Here is a 17,989-nt window from a genome sequence, read left to right as displayed (position 1 = left end):
GGCGGGCAATGCCGGGTGTGAGTGGCGTGCATCCTCATGTTGCCGCCGCTGAACGGTTGCCTCGTTTATCGTCAGCGCTGATTGCCTCAACGCTGGCGTTCGAATTCGAATTGCTCGGCTTTTTCGCCGGCGAACACTTTGACGTGCAAGTGTGAGCCGTCTTTTCTATAGGCGATCTTTTGTGGGAAATCGTGCGTGGGGTTTTCGAATGAGAATTCGGTTTCGCTGAGTTTGGTTAGTTTGAAGTAAACCGGTTGCGCATTTTCCGGAACATCGGCTACGTAATAGACGGTGCCGTCCTTCGGTACGATACGCAGCTTTTCCTCGAATGTAGTCTTGCCGTTGCGCTCGGTCACTCCAATTCCGACGAAACCCTGTGCGTCGTCGTACGTCCATCGTTCATAGCCGCTCTGGCCATCGGGCAGCTCGACGCGTTTCCAGGTGCCGGCTAGCCAAGCCATCTGCCGCAGCTGCGTGGCTGTTTCTTCGGCTTGCAGTGAAGCGGATGGGGCGCTGATCAACAGCGCGGCAAGCAGGAGTATCTGACGCATGGCTGTCCTGAGTACGTCGCGGGTGCTGGCGTGCATCGTAACCGCTATCGAAGTCGGAATTGCTTTGGACGGCGGCTTCGTTGAACATGCGCCGTTGGCTATGGTTGTCGGTCGGCGCGGCAGATCGCGGCGTCAGTCGGCTCGATAGTTGGGCCGAGACATGGCCTGGATCATTTTTAATGTCTAAGCATGCGTTCTTGCGCATCTCAAGAAACGTATCGAGGATTTCTCCTGGGAAGGTCTGAAAAATAACTCGCTTTTGCTGGAGGCTTCGCAGAATGCCGTGTGGTGCGGGAAAATGTGATGGTTGCCCTTCTGCCCGTCACGGTGTTGTGTTGTTTGCGTCTTCTTTCTCTCGGGGCTACTCACGCGCGCTTGATCGAGGTTCATAACAGCAGGCGATTGGCCTACTATTCGGGGGCTTCCAGCGGCGGACCTACTGAATGCCAACCAAGTTGCCAGCGCGCCCGTGGGTAGACCATCTCACGATGGGTTTCTTGATAGGGGCCACTGCATGGTTGTCCCTGACGTTGGCGAAGGGGCCGGGCGAGCTCGCTGCGATCTGGATTGGCAACGGCATATTCACGGGTTGGCTGCTTTCCAAGCCGACGTCCGCCTGGCCTGCGTATATCGTTACCGGCCTCTTGGCGAATAGTGCTGCCCAGCTTCTCGCCGGTGGCTCCGGGCTCTCGGCCCTGTTGATAAGCCTTTGCGATCTCATTGAGGTGCTTACGGTCGCGGGCGCTGTTCGCTACAAAGTTCCCGATGTGGGCGACCCTAAGCACTGGGTTAGCCTAGGTGGCGTTGCGACAGCCAGCACACTGGTGGCGTGCGCTCTGTCGGGCTCACTCGCATCAACCGTGACTTGGTTTATCTACGACAGTCCGTTCTGGGCGAACTTTATCGGTTGGTACGCTGCGCACGTTGTCGGAATGGTAATCATCGCAACGACAACCCTTGCCATTCACCGGCAGGGGTTCCGCGCCCTCGCGCCGTCAGGCAAGCGACTCAGCTTTGCGATTAGCATGTTGCTCATCGCAGCGGTTGGCGTGGCGGTATTTCTAGCTGACTATCCTTTGCTATTCATGACCTATCCGCCGCTGCTGCTAGGCGCCTTCCGGCACCGGTTCCTCGGCGTGGCGGGGGGCGTCATTCTCTTGGCGACCATCGGTAGCGCCCTCACGTCAGCGGGCCATGGTCCCTTGTGGCTCTTGCAAGACATCGGTACTGCAGGGCGAATTGCGCTGCTTCAGTTGTATATCGCTGGCGGCTGCCTGATGACGATTCCCGTGGTCCTGGCCATGGCCGAACGAGACCGCCTTAACACCCGCATGCGCGAGAGCGAGCGCAGGTATCGATTGCTTGCAGATTACTCCGGGGATCTTATCGTGCGGCTCAAGGCGGATGGCGAGCGTGTTTATGTATCGCCGTCATCGATCGACACACTCGGTTGGCAGCCGTCGGAAATGCTGGGCCAGCGCTGGGATCTGGTTCATCCCGCCGACCGCGCAAGGCAGCGGGCTGCCATGACGGAGGTGCTGACCTTGGGAGAGCCGCAGACGCTCAGGTATCGCGTACGCCACAAGGACGGCCACCACATATGGATGGAAGTCATCATGAGCCCCATACCCAGCGAGCAACAGATCGGTGAAATGGATCTGATACTCGCGGGGCGTGACATCAGCCACAGGGTGGCGGCTGAAGAGGCATTGGAGGCGAGCCGGCGTGAGCTGGAGCGCTTGAGTCAAGTGGACGCGTTGACCGGCGTGGCCAATCGCCGGCAACTTGAGCAGCGTCTGCCGTTGGCGCTTGCGCGGCTTGAGCGCAGTGGAAGGCCGGTGGCGCTGATGTATTTGGATATCGACCATTTCAAGCGAATCAACGACACATACGGCCATGCGGCCGGAGACAGGGTGATTCAGACGTTTGCGCAACGCCTTACGTCAAACGTTCGAACCACGGACTTGGTGGTTCGGCTTGGTGGGGACGAGTTCGTCATCCTCATGGAAGACGTCACGCGGATTCAGGCCGCTGAAGCGATCGCCGCCAAGATACTCGAAGCGATGAGAGAGCCTGTTGAGATAGGGGTGGCAAGATTGACGGTCACTACCAGCATCGGAGTGGCGTTTGCTGCCGGGAACGTTGTCGCGGAAGATTTGATGGTGGGTGCGGACGATGCCCTCTATGCCGCAAAAGAGGGAGGCCGGAACGGGTACAGGGTCATTGAGGCGGGGAAGGGAAGCCTCACTGTTGGGGCGACGTGAGTCGCGATTGTGTCCGCCTGCGCACCGCTTCCCGATAGGTTTGTAGGAGCGCCACCCTTGGCGCGAGATTTTGCTTCTGTCGCGATCTGACGGGAAGAGCTCGCGGCGGGACGCCGCTCCTACAGGGACGCACCCTCTTCGATGTTTTATTGCCATGGATGACCATGCTCCTCCAGGCCGGAACGTTGCTGGCGGACAACGCAGAACCGGTGCCCGGTCGGCGCTTCCATGATCCACCACGTACGGATTTGTTGGACACGACGAGCGCCTAGTGCTTCCAGTCGCTGTACTTCGGCTTCGACATCGGTGGATTCGATATCCAGATGCACGCGACTTGGGTGATCCACCGCCTGCAGCAGAATGCACAGCTGCCCTTCCTCGGTGACCAGTTGTCGATAGTGCGCATCTGCCGGGTCCTTGAGGTGTTGGCACTCGTGTCCCAGGGCCGATGACCAAAAGTGGGCGGCGGTATCAAGGTCGGTGACCTGGCAATCGATGATGATTTGCCCGAGCCTGCTGCGATGCACGTGGAAGACCTCGCACATGGTTCCATTTCAAGTTCACGTTAGGTCAGCGGGCATGAAGGCCGTGTAGAGCTGGTAGCTGCGTCGTTCCGCTGCTGAGTCTGCTATGGCTGATGGCAATGGCGGCACAGCGGTGTATCTTTGGCGCACACCGTAACAGGCCCAAGATGAGCACATATCGACTGCAGTCGGTCTTCCAGCCGGAGTCGGTGGCGATTGTCGGCGGCAGCCCGCGTGAACGTTCGGTGGGCCGCATCGTGCTGCGAAATTTGCGCGAAGGTGGATTTGCCGGGCCAATCGGCCTGGTCAACCCGCGTTACCGCGAGATCGATGGCGTCAAGGCGGTATCGCGGATCGGCGATTTGCCATGGACGCCCGAACTGATGGTAATCACCGCGCCTCCGCGGGTGCTGCCGGACACTATCCGCGCCGCCGCCGACAAGGGCGTTTCCGCGGCAGTGGTACTAACCGGGGGGCTGGGTGAAGGGCGGGGCTCCATCGCCGAAGAACTCGAAGCGCTTGCGCGTTCCAGAAGCCTCCGGATCGTCGGGCCGGGCAGTTTCGGCATCATGGCACCGGGCGCAGCATTGAATGCCAGCATCGCGGCACGTTGTCCGCCGCCTGGCGACCTGGCGCTGATTTCGCAGTCCGGCGCGATCGCCGCTGGACTCGTCGAATGGGGCATGGCGCGTTCCATTGGTTTTTCCGCGGCAGTGTCGCTAGGCGGTTCGCTGGATGTCGACTTCGGCGACTTGCTCGATTTCTTCGCCACCGATTCGCGAACGCGCGCGATTCTGCTGTACGTCGAATCGATCAAGGACGCGCGCAAGTTCATGTCCGCTGCCCGCGCCGCCGCGCGCGCCAAACCCGTCGTCGTGGTCAAGTCCGGGCGCCATATGCCAGTGAAAGGCGAGACGTTCACCCATACCTCCGCGTTGGCACGTCCTGATTCGGTCTACGATGCGGCGTTCCGGCGTGCGGGCCTGCTGCGAGTCATGGCGTTGGACGAGCTGTTTGCGGCAGCCGAAACCTTGCACCGGCTCAGCACGTTTCCGGGGCGTCGGCTGGCGATCGTCACCAACGGCGGTGGAGTGGGCGCATTGGCAGCCGATCGCCTTGTCGACCTCGGCGGCACCCTGGCGACACTGTCGGACGAAACGGTGCGCCGCCTCGACAAGATGCTGCCAGCGGCCTGGTCGCGTTCCAATCCAATCGACATCGTTGGCGATACCGACAACACTCATTACGAGGCCGCGTTGGAGGCAGTGTTGACCGACTCGGATAATGATGCCGTGCTGGTGGTCAACGTGCCCACCGCGCTTTCCTCTTCCATCGAAACGGCACAAGCCTTGACGCGCGTGACGGGCGAACGTCCCCGGCATTCCGGCGGCAAACCTGTGTTCGCAGTCTGGCTGGGTGACGACGGCGCGATCGAGACGCTCAACGCGGCGCGGATACCCAGCTATCCAACGGAAGCCGATGCGGTACGCGGATTCATGCATCTGGTGCGCTATCGGGAGGCGCAGCAGGCATTGATCGAAACACCGCCCAGCTTGCCCGAGGATTTCAGTGTCGACGTTGCCACAGCGCAGACCATCGTGGCTGAAGCGCTCGCCGCCGGACAGACCTGGCTGGATCCACTGGCGACCGTGCGGTTGTTGGAAGCCTATGGGATTCCGGTTGTCCCGGTGACGGTGGTGGATGGCCCCGATGCCGCAGTGCGGGCGGCTTCACCGTTGCTGGCGGGCGGTGAGGCAGTGGCGGTAAAGGTGCTGTCGCCGGACATCGCGCACAAATCCGATGTCGACGGCGTGCGGCTGAACCTGGTCAGCGAACAGGCCGTGCGCACGGCCGCCGAATCCATTCTGTCCCGGGCACGCACGCTCAAGCCGGAGGCACGCATAGAAGGCGTGGTGGTGCAGCCGATGGTGGTACGGCCGAAGGCGCGGGAGCTGATCGTGGGCATCGCGGATGATCCGACTTTCGGCCCGGTGATCGTATTCGGGCGCGGCGGCACGGCGGTCGAAATCATCGACGACAAAGCGTTGGCGCTACCGCCGCTGGATTTGCGGCTGGCGCACGAGCAGATCGCGCGCACTCGCGTCTCGCGGTTGCTGAAGGCCTACCGCGACATGCCTGCCGCGGACGAACGCGCGGTGGCGCTGGTGCTGGTCAAGTTGGCGCAATTGGCGGCGGATATTCCGGAAATTCGCGAGCTGGATATCAATCCGCTGCTGGCGGATAAGCATGGCGTCGTTGCCGTGGATGCTCGCGTGGCGATTTCCAAGCCGCGCCGCCTGCACAAAGGCCGCAGTCATTCGCGTTTCGCCATCCTGCCGTATCCAAAGGAATGGGAAAGAACGATCATTCGCGCCGACGGCCATCCGGCATTCGTCCGCCCGGTGCGTCCGGAAGACGACGCGATGTTCCGCGAATTCTTTGCGAAGGTGACCGAGGAAGATCTGCGCCTGCGTTTCTTCCAGGCGGTGCGGCATTTCAGTCATGAGTTCATCGCCCGACTGACACAGATGGACTACGCGCGTTCTATCGCCTTAGTCGCCATTGATCCTGAGAGCGGTGAGATGCTGGGCGCGGTACGTTTGCATGCCGACGCCGACTATGATCGCGGTGAATACGGCATCCTGGTGCGCTCCGATCTCAAAGGGCAGGGGATCGGCTGGCAGCTGATGCAGATCATGATCGAATATGCGCGCTGGCTGGGGCTGCGGGTCATCGAAGGGCAGGTGCTGCGCGAAAACCGCACCATGCTGGCGATGTGCCAGCAGTTCGGTTTTCGTGTCGTGCCCGATCCGGATGATTCTTTGCTTGTGGATGTCGTGCTGTCGATCCGTGAGGGTGATGCGGCGAATGGTTTATAGCAGCGGGATGTCTTTTTCTTCGCTCGGCAAGCCAAGCTTGATCCGATTCTCGCTTCGTTCCCGTTACATCTGCGGCACTAGCGCCTCTTGCCGGCCTGAACGCCTGTGTCTCGCCAGCTGCGACGTGACGCGGCTATTCTGTACGCCGTCAAGCACGATGGAAACTTATGGCCAAGAGTAAGACGGCGACCAAGATTGCCTATGTCTGTGGCGAATGCGGCGCCGATTTCAACAAATGGCAAGGCCAGTGCGGCGAATGCGGTGCATGGAATTCACTTTCGGAAATCGTGTTGGAGGCGGCCGGTAGCGCACCGCCGGCGGCACGCCGTTCGGGTTGGGCGGGTAAAGCGGACGCGCCGAAGATCACGGCGCTGAAAGATGTGCGCCATAGTGAAGAAGCGCGCGTTTCCACAGGCATCGGCGAATTCGACCGCGTGCTCGGCGGCGGCCTGGTGGAAGGCGCGGTGGTATTGGTGGGTGGCGATCCAGGCATCGGCAAATCCACTTTGCTGCTGCAGGCGTTAGCGGCGATGTCGGCGAATTTCCCAGCGTTGTATGTGACCGGTGAGGAATCGCTGGCGCAGGTGGCCGGACGCGCTGTGCGGCTTGGGCTGCCGCTGGATGACTTGCAGGCATTGGCCGAAACCGGCATCGAGAAGATACTGGACCAGGCGGTTGCCACCCGTCCCAAGCTGATCGTGGCCGATTCGGTGCAGACGCTGTGGACCGAATCGTTGACCGCCGCGCCCGGGTCGGTCAGCCAGGTGCGCGAGAGCGCGGCCCGCCTGGTGCGCTACGCGAAGGAAACAGGCACCGCTGTATTCCTGGTCGGCCACGTGACCAAGGAAGGCGGCATCGCGGGTCCACGCGTGCTGGAACACATGGTCGACGCGGTGTTGTATTTCGAAGGCGAAAGCGGCAGCCGCTTCCGGATATTGCGGGCGTTCAAGAATCGCTTCGGGGCAGTGAACGAACTCGGCGTTTTCGCCATGGGCGAGAAAGGGCTGAAGGAAGTGCCCAATCCCTCGGCTATCTTCCTGTCGGGCGGCAGCACGCAGCAACCCGGCAGCTGTGTGCTGGTGACGCGCGAAGGCACGCGTCCGTTGATGGTGGAAGTGCAGGCATTGGTCGATTCGTCACCCTTGTCCAACCCACGCCGCGTGGCGGTTGGCCTGGAACAGAACCGCCTGGCCATGCTGCTTGCCGTGCTGCATCGGCATGGTGGCGTGGTGGTCGGTGACCAGGACGTGTTCGTCAATGTCGTCGGCGGCATCCGCGTGCAGGAAACCGCGGCCGATCTGCCGGTATTGCTGGCGGTGCTGTCATCGTTGCGCGACCGACCTTTGGCGGACAAGACCGTCGCATTCGGCGAAGTGGGCCTCTCCGGCGAAATCCGCCCAGTACCCAACGGCGAGGAGCGCCTGCGCGAAGCCGCGACCCACGGTTTCAAGCGCGCCATCGTGCCCAAAGGCAATGCGCCAAAGTCGGGTGCGTTCAAGGGGTTGGAAGTAGTGGCGGTGGAGCGGCTGTCCCAGGCGTTGGAGGCGGCAGCGGAGTAGGGCCACGGATAGCGAATAGCCGCTTAAAAGCGCTTCTCGTAGAGCGGAGCTGCGCCTCGCGATAGTTCGGCGTCAGTAGCAATGGGGCCGTCGCAACGGCAGGTGGTAGCGAATAGCCACTTAGAAGTGCTTCTCGTAGAGCGGAGCTTGCTCCGCTGCTTTTCATCCTGAACCATGAAATCCCGGGCGCTTCCGGAGCCGATGCGCTAAGAGCAGCGGAGCAAGCTCCGCTCTACGACAGACGGTTGTTCCTTATCGCCTGCCGTTGCGACGGCCTCATTGCCACTGATTCGGACCTATCGCCGGGCGCAGCTCCGCTCTACGAGTTGGTGTCATCCCCGCTGCAGCACCAACTCAAGCACGAACTTGCTACCGAAGAACGCCAGCACCAACAGCGTCATCGCCGCCAGCGTCCAGCCCACCGCTTTGCCACCGCGCCAGCCGTAGCGCCAGCGGCCCACCAGCAAGGCGCCGAACGCCAGCCAGGAAAGGATGCTCAGTACGGTCTTGTGCGCCAAGTGCTGCGCGAAGAAATTCTCGACGAACAAGATGCCGGTCAACAACGTCACCGTAAGCAACGCGAAACCGACCGCGATGGTGCGAAACAGCAGATCTTCCAGTTCGGTCAGCGGGGGCAGGGCACGCAGCCATGCATGGAATTCGCGCCTGCGCAGCGCCCGTTCCTGTGCCCACAGCATCACCGCCAGCAACGCCGCGATAGCCAGCGTGGCGTAGGCCAGTAGCGCCAGCCAGGCATGCAATTGCAAACGCCAATCCAAGGCGGGAGCGGGAACATGGCCATTGGCGTGATACGTGAACAGAAGCAGTGCCGCCAACGGAAAAGCGACGACGCCCACGGCCGCCATGCGACCCTGCGCGCCCACGACCGACGTCATGGCCGCCATCCCCAGGCTGACCAGCGAGAGCGCGGCGAAAAAGTGCATGTCGGGCCCGCCTGACGTTCCCCACGCAACCCACAGGTGATAGCCGCCGTGCAGCAGCACCGCCGCCAACGCGGGCAATAGCCACAGGCGCGACCTGTTCCCGCTGTCCCGGATCACGGACCGGATCAGCAGCCCCGTCGCCAGGAGATAGAGCGCTACCGCGATGAGAATTATTGTCATCGCAGAAGTGTCGCATATCGGCATTGCCCTTCAACGGGTGCCAAGCCGGTACGAGCCCGCCCAGGCTCCTTCGTCAGCCTTGCTGTCCGTTCCGGAAGGCTCCTTCGTGCCGCCGGGCTATAATCCGTGCCCGTTTACCGTCCGCAGTACACCTCCATGTTCGAATCCCTCACCCAGCGTCTTTCCGGCACCATCGAGCGCCTGCGCGGCCGCGGCCGCCTGAGCGAGGAAAACATCCGCGAAGCCACCCGCGAAGTGCGCATCGCGCTGCTTGAGGCCGATGTGGCGCTGCCGGTGGTTCAGGCGCTGATCGAACGCATCAAAGTACGGGCCGTCGGCCAAGAGGTCCTGAAAAGCCTGACCCCGGGCCAGGCGCTGATCAAGATCGTCCGCGACGAGCTGACCACGGTGATGGGCTCCAGCGCCAGCGACCTGAACCTCAACGTTCCGGCACCGGCGGTGATCCTGATGGCAGGCCTGCAGGGTGCGGGCAAGACCACCACCGCGGCCAAGCTGGCCAAGCACCTGAAGGAACGCCGCAAGAAGAAAGTGATGGTGGTCAGCGCCGACGTCTACCGTCCGGCCGCCATCGAGCAGCTCAAGACGCTGGCCCAGCAGGTGGACGTGCTGTTCTTCCCGTCCGACGCCGGCCAGAAGCCGGAAGACATCGTGCGCGCCGCTATCGAAGACGCCCGCAAGTCCTTCGCCGACGTGTTGATCGTCGACACCGCCGGCCGTCTGGCGATCGACGAAGCGATGATGGCCGAGATCAAGGCGCTGCACGCAGCGGTCAAGCCGGTCGAGACGTTGTTCGTGGTCGACGCGATGACGGGACAAGATGCCGCCAACACGGCCAAAGCGTTCTCCGAGGCTTTGCCGCTGACAGGTGTGGTGCTGACCAAGACCGACGGCGATGCGCGTGGCGGCGCGGCGCTTTCGGTGCGCTACATCACCGGCAAGCCGATCAAGTTCATCGGTGTGGGCGAAAAAACCGACGGTCTGGACGTATTCCATCCCGAGCGCCTGGCCAACCGAATCTTGGACATGGGCGACGTGCTGTCGCTGGTGGAGCAGGTCGAACAAAACGTCGACCAGGAAAAGGCGGCCAAGCTGGCGGCCAAGGTCGCCAAGGGCAAGAAGTTCGACCTCAACGACATGCGCGACCAGCTGGAGCAAATGCAAAATATGGGCGGCCTGAGCGGCCTGATGGACAAGCTGCCCGGCATGGGACAGATTCCCGACCATGTGAAGCAGCAGGTGGCGGCAGGAAAAGAAGTGCCGCGCATGGTCGCCATCATCAATTCCATGACCAAGAAGGAGCGTCGCAACCCGGCGTTGCTCAACGGCTCCCGCCGCGCCCGCATCGCGCGGGGTTCCGGCACCACGCCAGCGGACGTCAACAAGCTGATGAAGCAGTATCAGCAGATGGAGAAAATGATGGGCAAATTGGCCGGTGGCGGAATGAAAGGGCTGATGCGCGGCATGAAGGGCATGATGGGTGGCGCGCGCGGCGGCATGCCGTTCCGTTGATCCGCACCGGCTCATGTAGGAACGACGTAAGTCGCGATTTGATGTCTAACTAGCCGTCGCAGTCCGATGTTGCTGACGTGCCGACATCATTCCTATAGGCAAAGCTGAGATCGCACATCGGAGACGTTGCTCACCCCATGTCCATCGCCTTCCTCAACGGTCACCCTGCCAGCGCTGATGATCTGCGCGCATTGGCGCTGACCAACTACGGTCATTTCACGTCGATGCAAGTGCGCGGTGGCGCCGTGCAGGGCCTGGACTTGCATCTGCGTCGATTGCAAAGCGCTACGCGCGAATTGTTCGACAGCGACCTGCCAGCAGCACGCATCCTGGACAATCTGCGCATTGCGCTAGACGCTGGCGAACCGGATTGCTCGCTCCGCCTGACCGTGTTCGCTCGCGGCTTCGACTATCGGCACCCCACTGGCGCGTTTCTTCCTGACCTGCTGGTGTCGCTGTCGCCGCCTGCAAGCTCGGACAAGCCAGCGTTACAACTGAAGTCGTACCCTTTCGTGCGTCCATTGCCGCACGTCAAACACGTGGGCACGTTTCCTTTGTTCCATTACAGGCGCCTGGCAATCCAGGCGGGGTACGACGATGCACTATTCGTCACCCCGGACGGCGCAGTTTCGGAAGGTTCGATCTGGAATATTGGCTTTTGGGACGGCGCGAACGTGGTCTGGCCGGAAGCGCCCGCCCTGCGCGGCGTAGCTGAACAACTGCTTCAGGCTGGCTTGAACCATCTAGGGGTGGCACAGCAGCAGCGCCGGGTGACGCTGAGGGAGGCGAAGGGGTTTCGCGCCGCTTTCGCCGCCAATGCCAGCGGAATCCAACCGGTGCTGGGCATCGACGGGGTCGTCTTCGGCACCGATGAGACGCTGATGGCGCAGCTGAAGGCTGCCTTGGCCAGCCAGCCCTGGCAGGTGATCAGCTAGAAACAAGGCGCATACCCCGGTTTCCTTCAAGCATTCAATGGCTTAGAATGCTCGGCTTACCTCGCCATTCTGGCGACTGGGCAACACTGGAAAACAAGCAAATGGTCAAGATCCGTCTCACCCGTGGCGGCGCGAAGAAGCGTCCCTTCTACCACATCATCGTCACCGACTCGCGCAGCGCGCGCGACGGCCGCAACATCGAGCGCGTGGGTTATTACAACCCGGTCGCCGCCGGCAACGAAAAGCGCGTCGAGCTGGACATCGCCCGCGTCGATCATTGGGTAGGCAATGGCGCCCAGCTCACCGAGAAAGTCCGCAGCCTGTACAAGGAAGCGGCCAAGACTCAGGTTTCGGCCTAAACGGTTGCGCCGTTGCGGCGGCGCATCCTTCAAGCGAAATGAGTACCGAGCGCCCCACCGTCCAGCAGAAAACGATTCTGTTGGGGCGGGTAGTGGGCGCTTTTGGTGTGCGCGGCCAAATAAAGATCGAATCCTGGACCGAACCGCGCGATGCGATCTTTCGCTACCAACCCTGGACGCTGCGCGATCCGGCTGGCGACGAGCGCGAACTAAGCGGTGCGCGCGGCAAGGACTCGGGCAAGCATCTGGTTGCGACGTTCCCGGGCGTGGAAGACCGCGATGCGGTGGAAGCATTGCGCGGGACCGAAATCCACGTGCCACGTTCGGCGCTGCCTCCGCCCAAACCCGGCGAGTTTTACTGGGTGGATTTGGAGGGGCTGCGGGTAATGAATGCGGACGGCACCGACTTCGGCCATGTCTCGCACTTGTTCTCCACCGGCGCCAACGATGTGCTGGTGGCGCGCGGCGAACGCGAACGATTGATCCCATTCGTCGAGCCCGAATTCGTCAAATCGGTGGACTTCGACGCGGGTGTCGTCACCGTCGATTGGGACCCGGATTTTTGAAGCGGTAAATGGCAAAGGGTGAATAGTTAAGAGTAAATAGTGCAGAGAAAATGCAGCACCTGCTTTTACCCTTCACTATTCACCCTTTCCCCTTTACTACCCTCCAGCCATGCGCATCGACGTCGTCAGCCTGTTTCCCGAATTCATCGCGCAGTGCGCGGGCTTCGGCGTTGTCGGACGTGCGCAAGAGCGCGGCCTGTTGGCACTGCAGGGCTGGAATCCACGCGACTATGCCGAAGGCGGCTACCGCCGCGTCGACGACCGGCCCTTCGGCGGTGGCCCCGGCATGGTGATGATGATCGAGCCGCTACTGGCTTGCCTTTCGGCGACGCGTGCGGCCGACCCGGAGCCGGCGCCGGTGGTGTACCTGAGCCCGCAAGGCGAGCCGCTCACCCAGCGGAAGGTTCGCGAATTGGCCACTCGTCCGCGCCTGATTCTGCTGTGCGGGCGCTACGAAGGCGTGGACGAACGCCTGTTGGCGGCCGAGGTGGACGAAGAGATTTCGATCGGCGATTACGTGTTGTCCGGCGGTGAACTGGCGGCCGCGGTGGTCATCGACGCGGTGGCGCGGCTGCAGGAAGGTGTCCTGAATGACGCCGAATCTGCCATTCAGGACAGCTTCGAAGGCGATGGCTTGCTGGACTGCCCGCATTACACCCACCCCAGCGTCCATGCGCTGGGCGAAGTGCCTGCGGTGCTGCGGTCCGGTGACCATGCCGCCATTGCCCGCTGGCGCCGCCAGCAATCGCTGGGACGGACCTGGCTGAGGCGCCCGGAGCTGGTGGACGAGGCGCGGTTGTCCAAAGCCGATCTCTCTCTCTTGGAAGCGTTCCGGCAGGAATGGCGGGAACGCGGCCAGAAATAGGCAAAATTAAGCTACAGCCTAGCCACGTAGCCAGGAAATCGGGTAATATACGCGGTTCCTAGGCCATGACTGGCTGCCGGACCCCATAAGAATATCGTGCAGCGCAATTCGGCGACTGCATTAGTTTTTGTTGTCGAACGACACAACCACGCTAACAAGTAACGGTGCCATCATGAGCAATCTCCTCCAGGAATTCGAAGCCGCCCAGATCCAGCGTGAGCTGCCTGCGTTTGGCCCCGGCGACACGGTTGTCGTCAACGTCAAGGTTAAGGAAGGCAACCGCGAGCGTGTGCAGGCCTATGAAGGCGTGGTCATCGCGAAGAAGAACGCGGGTCTGAACTCCGCCTTCACGGTGCGCAAGATCTCGCACGGTTACGGCGTCGAGCGTGTATTCCAGACCCACAGCCACATCATCGACTCCGTCGAAGTGAAGCGCCGCGGCAAGGTTCGCGCCGGCAAGCTGTACTACCTGCGCGAACTGGAAGGCAAGGCTGCCCGCATCAAGGAAGATCTGGCCGGCAACGCCGCTGCCAAGCAGGCCCGCCAGGCCGCCGCTGCCGCCGCCAAGTAATCGGCGTCTTCAGTGTTGCAGCAACGGCCACCTTCGGGTGGCCGTTTGCGTTTGTGGTCCGCGGCCGGCGGGAGCAAACTGCCGGTACCCGGATCGTCGGAGCTGACTCCATGCACAGGAAGATGTTCTTGGTTTTGACGCTGTCCCTGATTGCCTCCACCGCAGGTTGCGCCAGCGGCGGATATGTCCAGGACGCCTCCCCACCGGCGCCGCACCTTTGGTGCGCTGATGAGGCGCGCGCTGTTGCATCGCAGCCGTTATCCGTCGACGCCAGTAGGGAACAGCAGCAAGCGGTGCGCGACTACCACATGTCCAAGGCCTGTCAGCAGGCCTACGATCAATCCGCCGAAATCCGCCTCCCAGTTGGCAAGCCGCCGTCCTGAGCCACATTTCGATACTGCAAATCCAAACACCGCATGACAGATATTCCCGCTTCCACGCCCAGCATCCGCCTCGACATCTGGCTATGGGCCGCACGTTTCTACAAGACCCGCGCATTGGCCAAGCAGGCCGTGGAGACGGGGAAGGTCGAGATCGGCGGCCAACGCGCCAAGCCCGCGCGCGGCGTCCGGGTGGGCGATGAATTGAAGATCGCGCGCGGCGAAGAAATATTCGAAGTGCAGGTCACGGCATTCAGTGACCAACGAGGTCCCGCAACCGTTGCGAGGACGCTTTATCACGAGAGCGAAGACTCGCGCATCAAGCGGGAAGCCGCAGCTGCACAGCGTCGCGCCGAGCGCACCGGCTACCAGGCACCGCAGTCCAAGCCTGATAAACGGGCAAGACGCCTGATTCGCGCCTTGGGCGACATTGACGCGATGTAGGGAGTGAACGACCGAAGCGCAATTCGCATGCGCTTCGGTCGCGGGCTTTCAGTCGTGTCCGCTCAACGGCGGCCGCCCAACAGCCCGCCGCCGATCTTCAATAGGTCGCCCAGTCCAAGCTGGCCGTCACCATCCTGATCCAGCACCGCACCCAGCAGACCGCCGCCCACACCGCCCTGCTGTGCGATTTGCTGCTGCTCCTGGCCCAGAGTGCGACTGAGGCCGGAGGCGTCTTGTCCGCCTTGCGCCATACGCTGCGCCAGAAAGGCCATCACGATAGGTGCCAGGGTCTTCAGCAGTTGGCCGGCACGGTCGCCATCAAGACCGGTGGCCTGGGCCAAGCCTTGTTCGGCACGCGGCTGATTGCCGCCGAAAATATGCCCCAGCATGCCGGCGCCGTTGGTTTGCGGGGTGCTGGAACCACCCATCACCGCACCCAGCACGCTGCCGATATCCAAGCCACTGTGGTTGCGCTGCAATGCTCCGAACAATGCTTCAGCGCCCTGCGGTTGCGCACTGTTGCGGCCCAATGCGCCCATAAGCAGGGGTAGGGCGGCGCTGACCGCACTGGAGGCCTGATTCTGGTCGATACCGAGTTGCTGAGAGAGTTGTTGCAACGGGGCGCCTTGAAGTTGCGTAGCGAGCTGTTCTGTCAAAGATGCGTGGTTGCTCATGGTCGGCCGTCCTCCTGGACGTTTGGGGGTGAAGCGAGCGGCCATGCTAGCGCTAATCCCGGCATCCGCCGACCCGTACCGGCCGCTGGCCGACCAGCGGACATCCGCAACGAGAAAGAGCCGCACGCTTGACGGCGTGCGGCTCTCTGTATGCCTCGCTGTAGTGTCCCGGCTCGAACACTAGCGGAAGCCGATTTCCTACGACCTAACCCCGGGCGCTGCTTCCTCAGAAATCAAGCAAGATCAAAGCGATCGAGGTTCATCACCTTGTTCCAGGTCGCCACGAAATCACCGACGAACTTCTCCTGTGCGTCCGAGCTTCCGTAGACTTCAGCCAAGGCGCGGAGTTGCGAGTTGGAGCCGAACACCAGGTCGGCCCGGGTGCCGGTCCACTTGAGCTCGCCGGTTTTGCGGTCGCGTCCTTCGAACACGTTCTTGTCATCCGGAACCGCTTTCCACTCCGTGCGCATGTCGAGCAGATTCACGAAGAAGTCGTTGGTAAGTGCTTCCGGCCGTTTGGTGAACACGCCATGTTGGGATTGACCGGCATTCGCATTCAACACACGCATGCCGCCAATGAGAACCGTCATCTCCGGCGCGGTTAGCGTCAGCAACTGTGCTTTGTCGATCAGCAGGGCCTCGGCGGGAACGCCGTACCTGCCCTTGAGATAGTTGCGGAAGCCATCTGCGGCGGGTTCGAGTGGCGCAAACGAATCCACATCGGTCTGTTCTTGCGAGGCGTCGGTGCGGCCCGGCGAGAAGGGAACCGTCACCGCATGGCCGGCGTTCTTTGCTGCCTGCTCGATGCCGGCACAACCGGCCAGTACGATCAAGTCGGCGAGGGACACTTTCTTGTCACCCGCTTGCGCGTTGTTGAACTCGTTCTGGATGCCTTCCAGCGTCTTCAGCACGTTCGCCAACTGTGCGGGCTGGTTGACCGCCCAGTCCTTCTGCGGCGCCAGTCGGACGCGGGCGCCGTTGGCACCACCGCGCTTGTCGGAGCCACGGAAAGTGGAAGCCGAGGCCCACGCAGCCGACACCAATTGGGAAACAGACAAGCCCGAAGCCAGGATCTTTTCCTTGAGGGAAGCGACATCCTGCTCGTCGATGGGCTTGTGGTTGGCCTTGGGAAGTGGGTCCTGCCAGATAAGCTCTTCGGCAGGTACTTCCGGGCCGAGATAACGCGCGAGCGGGCCCATATCGCGATGGGTCAACTTGAACCACGCGCGGGCGAAAGCGTCCGCGAACTGGTCCGGGTTCTCCAGAAAACGCCGTGAGATCTTTTCGTACGCCGGGTCGAGTCGCAGGGAAAGATCCGTTGTCAGCATATTGGGGGCGCGCCGCTTCGAACCATCGTGCGCATCCGGAACCGTGTCGGCACCCGCACCACTTTTGGGCTGCCATTGATGCGCGCCGGCCGGGCTCTTGGTCAGTTCCCATTCGTAGCCGAACAGGTGCTGGAAAAAGTCGTTGCTCCACTTCGTCGGCGTCGTGGTCCAGGTGACCTCAAGACCGCTGGTGATGGTGTCGGCGCCCGCACCCTTGCCAAAGCTGTTCTTCCAGCCGAAGCCTTGGTCCTCGATGTCGCCGGCTTCGGGTTCGGCCGCCACGTGAGAAGCGGCGCTCGCGCCATGCGTCTTGCCGAAGCTGTGGCCGCCGGCGATCAGCGCAACCGTCTCTTCGTCGTTCATTGCCATGCGCGCAAAGGTCTCGCGGATGTCACGCGCAGCAGCGATAGGATCGGGGTTGCCGTCCGGGCCTTCCGGGTTGACGTAGATCAGGCCCATCTGCACGGCAGCCAGCGGGTTCTCCAGGTTGCGCGTATGCACATCGCCGTCCGCCGCGTTGTCGGTCACCAGCACGCCGCTCTCTTTTTCCACGCCTTCGGAACCGTGGGCGTAGCGAATGTCGCCACCCAGCCACGTGGTTTCGCGGCCCCAGTACACATCCAAATCCGGTTCCCACACGTCCTCGCGCCCGCCAGCAAAACCGAAGGTCTTGAAGCCCATCGTTTCCAAGGCGACATTGCCGGTGAGGATCATCAGGTCGGCCCAGGAAATCTTGCGGCCATATTTCTGTTTGATCGGCCAGAGCAGGCGACGCGCCTTGTCCAGGCTGACGTTATCCGGCCAACTGTTGAGTGGCGCGAAGCGCTGCTGGCCGCGGCCGCCGCCACCGCGGCCATCGCCGATGCGGTATGTACCCGCGCTGTGCCACGCCATGCGGATGAACAACGGGCCGTAATGACCGAAGTCCGCCGGCCACCAGTCCTGGGAGTCGGTCATCAGCGCGGCAAGATCTTTTTTCAAAGCGGCCAGGTCGAGGCTCTTGAACTCCTTGGCGTAATCAAAGTCTTCGCCCATTGGATCTGATTTGGACGAGTGCTGATGCAGCAGGTCAAGCCGTAGTTGATTTGGCCACCAGTCGCGGTTCGAGGGACCGACGCCTGCGCTGTGTTTGAACGGGCATTTTGCTTCTGATGACATGACTCGGTTCCTTTTGGTGTTTTGCATCCAACTCGATCCAATGCTGGATTCGAGTACCGGTGAATCTTTTTCCAATGCGATGCGATGGATAACCGTTCTGGCCAGGCGTGCAGTAACGGATCGCCGTTTCTTGGCGATTCGGTTTTCCGCGTACAGGCATCCGTTCGAACGGCTTCTAGAGCTGACCTGTTTTCTCCGGGGGCTGGTCGCGCTCCTAGGAAAGTGGAAGCAGCGTAGTCCTATTGAACGATTTGTGAAAATCGTTTGTGATGAATCGT

General features: G+C 61.8%; 16 protein-coding genes. 11 read left to right on the top strand and 5 right to left on the bottom strand.

Going from position 1 to position 17,989, the window contains the following annotated elements; genetic code table 11:
* Positions 1 to 86: 86 nt before the first annotated feature.
* A complete protein-coding gene (locus tag AB6O04_RS13175) occupies positions 87 to 551 on the bottom strand; it encodes a DUF6265 family protein (protein WP_368564470.1) in 465 nt (154 codons plus the stop codon).
* A gap of 443 nt (positions 552 to 994) precedes the next feature.
* On the opposite strand from AB6O04_RS13175, the gene AB6O04_RS13170 reads away from it, so the two are divergent.
* Positions 995 to 2,815, top strand: a complete 1,821-nt coding sequence (locus AB6O04_RS13170) for a diguanylate cyclase (RefSeq protein WP_368564469.1) — start codon at positions 995 to 997, stop codon at positions 2,813 to 2,815.
* A 146-nt stretch (positions 2,816 to 2,961) separates the two neighbouring features.
* Here AB6O04_RS13170 and AB6O04_RS13165 read toward each other — a convergent pair whose 3' ends face one another.
* A complete protein-coding gene (locus tag AB6O04_RS13165; RefSeq protein WP_368564468.1) occupies positions 2,962 to 3,360 on the bottom strand; it encodes a VOC family protein in 399 nt (132 codons plus the stop codon).
* A 146-nt stretch (positions 3,361 to 3,506) separates the two neighbouring features.
* Here AB6O04_RS13165 and AB6O04_RS13160 point away from each other — a divergent pair, with 146 nt between their 5' ends.
* A complete protein-coding gene (locus AB6O04_RS13160; RefSeq protein ID WP_368564467.1) occupies positions 3,507 to 6,218 on the top strand; it encodes a GNAT family N-acetyltransferase in 2,712 nt (903 codons plus the stop codon).
* Between the two features lie 167 nt (positions 6,219 to 6,385).
* Positions 6,386 to 7,777, top strand: a complete 1,392-nt coding sequence (gene radA, locus AB6O04_RS13155) for a DNA repair protein RadA (protein WP_368564466.1) — start codon at positions 6,386 to 6,388, stop codon at positions 7,775 to 7,777.
* Between the two features lie 332 nt (positions 7,778 to 8,109).
* Here radA and AB6O04_RS13150 read toward each other — a convergent pair whose 3' ends face one another.
* Positions 8,110 to 8,901 carry an inner membrane protein YpjD gene (locus AB6O04_RS13150; protein ID WP_368564465.1) on the bottom strand — a complete coding sequence of 264 codons (792 nt, stop codon included), beginning with the start codon at positions 8,899 to 8,901 and terminating at the stop codon, positions 8,110 to 8,112.
* A 156-nt stretch (positions 8,902 to 9,057) separates the two neighbouring features.
* Between AB6O04_RS13150 and ffh the strand changes: the two genes are divergently transcribed.
* From ffh to AB6O04_RS13110, 8 genes are all read left to right on the top strand, one after another.
* A complete protein-coding gene (ffh, locus tag AB6O04_RS13145; RefSeq protein ID WP_368564463.1) occupies positions 9,058 to 10,431 on the top strand; it encodes a signal recognition particle protein in 1,374 nt (457 codons plus the stop codon).
* A 137-nt stretch (positions 10,432 to 10,568) separates the two neighbouring features.
* Positions 10,569 to 11,366, top strand: a complete 798-nt coding sequence (locus AB6O04_RS13140; RefSeq protein WP_368564462.1) for an aminotransferase class IV family protein — start codon at positions 10,569 to 10,571, stop codon at positions 11,364 to 11,366.
* Positions 11,367 to 11,467: 101 nt separating this feature from the next.
* A complete protein-coding gene (gene rpsP, locus AB6O04_RS13135; RefSeq protein WP_337342173.1) occupies positions 11,468 to 11,725 on the top strand; it encodes a 30S ribosomal protein S16 in 258 nt (85 codons plus the stop codon).
* A 38-nt stretch (positions 11,726 to 11,763) separates the two neighbouring features.
* Entirely contained in the window at positions 11,764 to 12,291 is a 528-nt protein-coding gene (gene rimM, locus AB6O04_RS13130; RefSeq protein WP_368564461.1) for a ribosome maturation factor RimM, read from the top strand.
* 109 nt (positions 12,292 to 12,400) lie between these two features.
* Positions 12,401 to 13,156, top strand: a complete 756-nt coding sequence (gene trmD, locus AB6O04_RS13125; protein ID WP_368564460.1) for a tRNA (guanosine(37)-N1)-methyltransferase TrmD — start codon at positions 12,401 to 12,403, stop codon at positions 13,154 to 13,156.
* A 172-nt stretch (positions 13,157 to 13,328) separates the two neighbouring features.
* Positions 13,329 to 13,727: a 50S ribosomal protein L19 gene (gene rplS, locus AB6O04_RS13120; protein WP_368564458.1), complete on the top strand. Its 399-nt coding sequence runs from the start codon at positions 13,329 to 13,331 to the stop codon at positions 13,725 to 13,727.
* 128 nt (positions 13,728 to 13,855) lie between these two features.
* Complete coding sequence (locus AB6O04_RS13115) at positions 13,856 to 14,110, top strand: hypothetical protein (RefSeq protein WP_368564457.1); 255 nt, start codon at positions 13,856 to 13,858, stop codon at positions 14,108 to 14,110.
* A 33-nt stretch (positions 14,111 to 14,143) separates the two neighbouring features.
* Entirely contained in the window at positions 14,144 to 14,551 is a 408-nt protein-coding gene (locus AB6O04_RS13110) for an RNA-binding S4 domain-containing protein (protein WP_368564456.1), read from the top strand.
* Between the two features lie 62 nt (positions 14,552 to 14,613).
* Here AB6O04_RS13110 and AB6O04_RS13105 read toward each other — a convergent pair whose 3' ends face one another.
* Both AB6O04_RS13105 and katG read right to left on the bottom strand, forming a co-directional pair.
* Entirely contained in the window at positions 14,614 to 15,225 is a 612-nt protein-coding gene (locus AB6O04_RS13105; RefSeq protein WP_368564455.1) for a DUF937 domain-containing protein, read from the bottom strand.
* Positions 15,226 to 15,458: 233 nt separating this feature from the next.
* A complete protein-coding gene (gene katG, locus AB6O04_RS13100) occupies positions 15,459 to 17,711 on the bottom strand; it encodes a catalase/peroxidase HPI (RefSeq protein ID WP_368564454.1) in 2,253 nt (750 codons plus the stop codon).
* Positions 17,712 to 17,989 lie beyond the last annotated feature (278 nt).

Source organism: Pseudoxanthomonas sp. UTMC 1351 (genome assembly GCF_040948865.1).
In the GTDB taxonomy this organism is placed as follows: domain Bacteria; phylum Pseudomonadota; class Gammaproteobacteria; order Xanthomonadales; family Xanthomonadaceae; genus Pseudoxanthomonas_A.
Note: the sequence above shows the minus strand (reverse complement) of the source record. Positions and strands in the feature narration are given on the sequence as shown.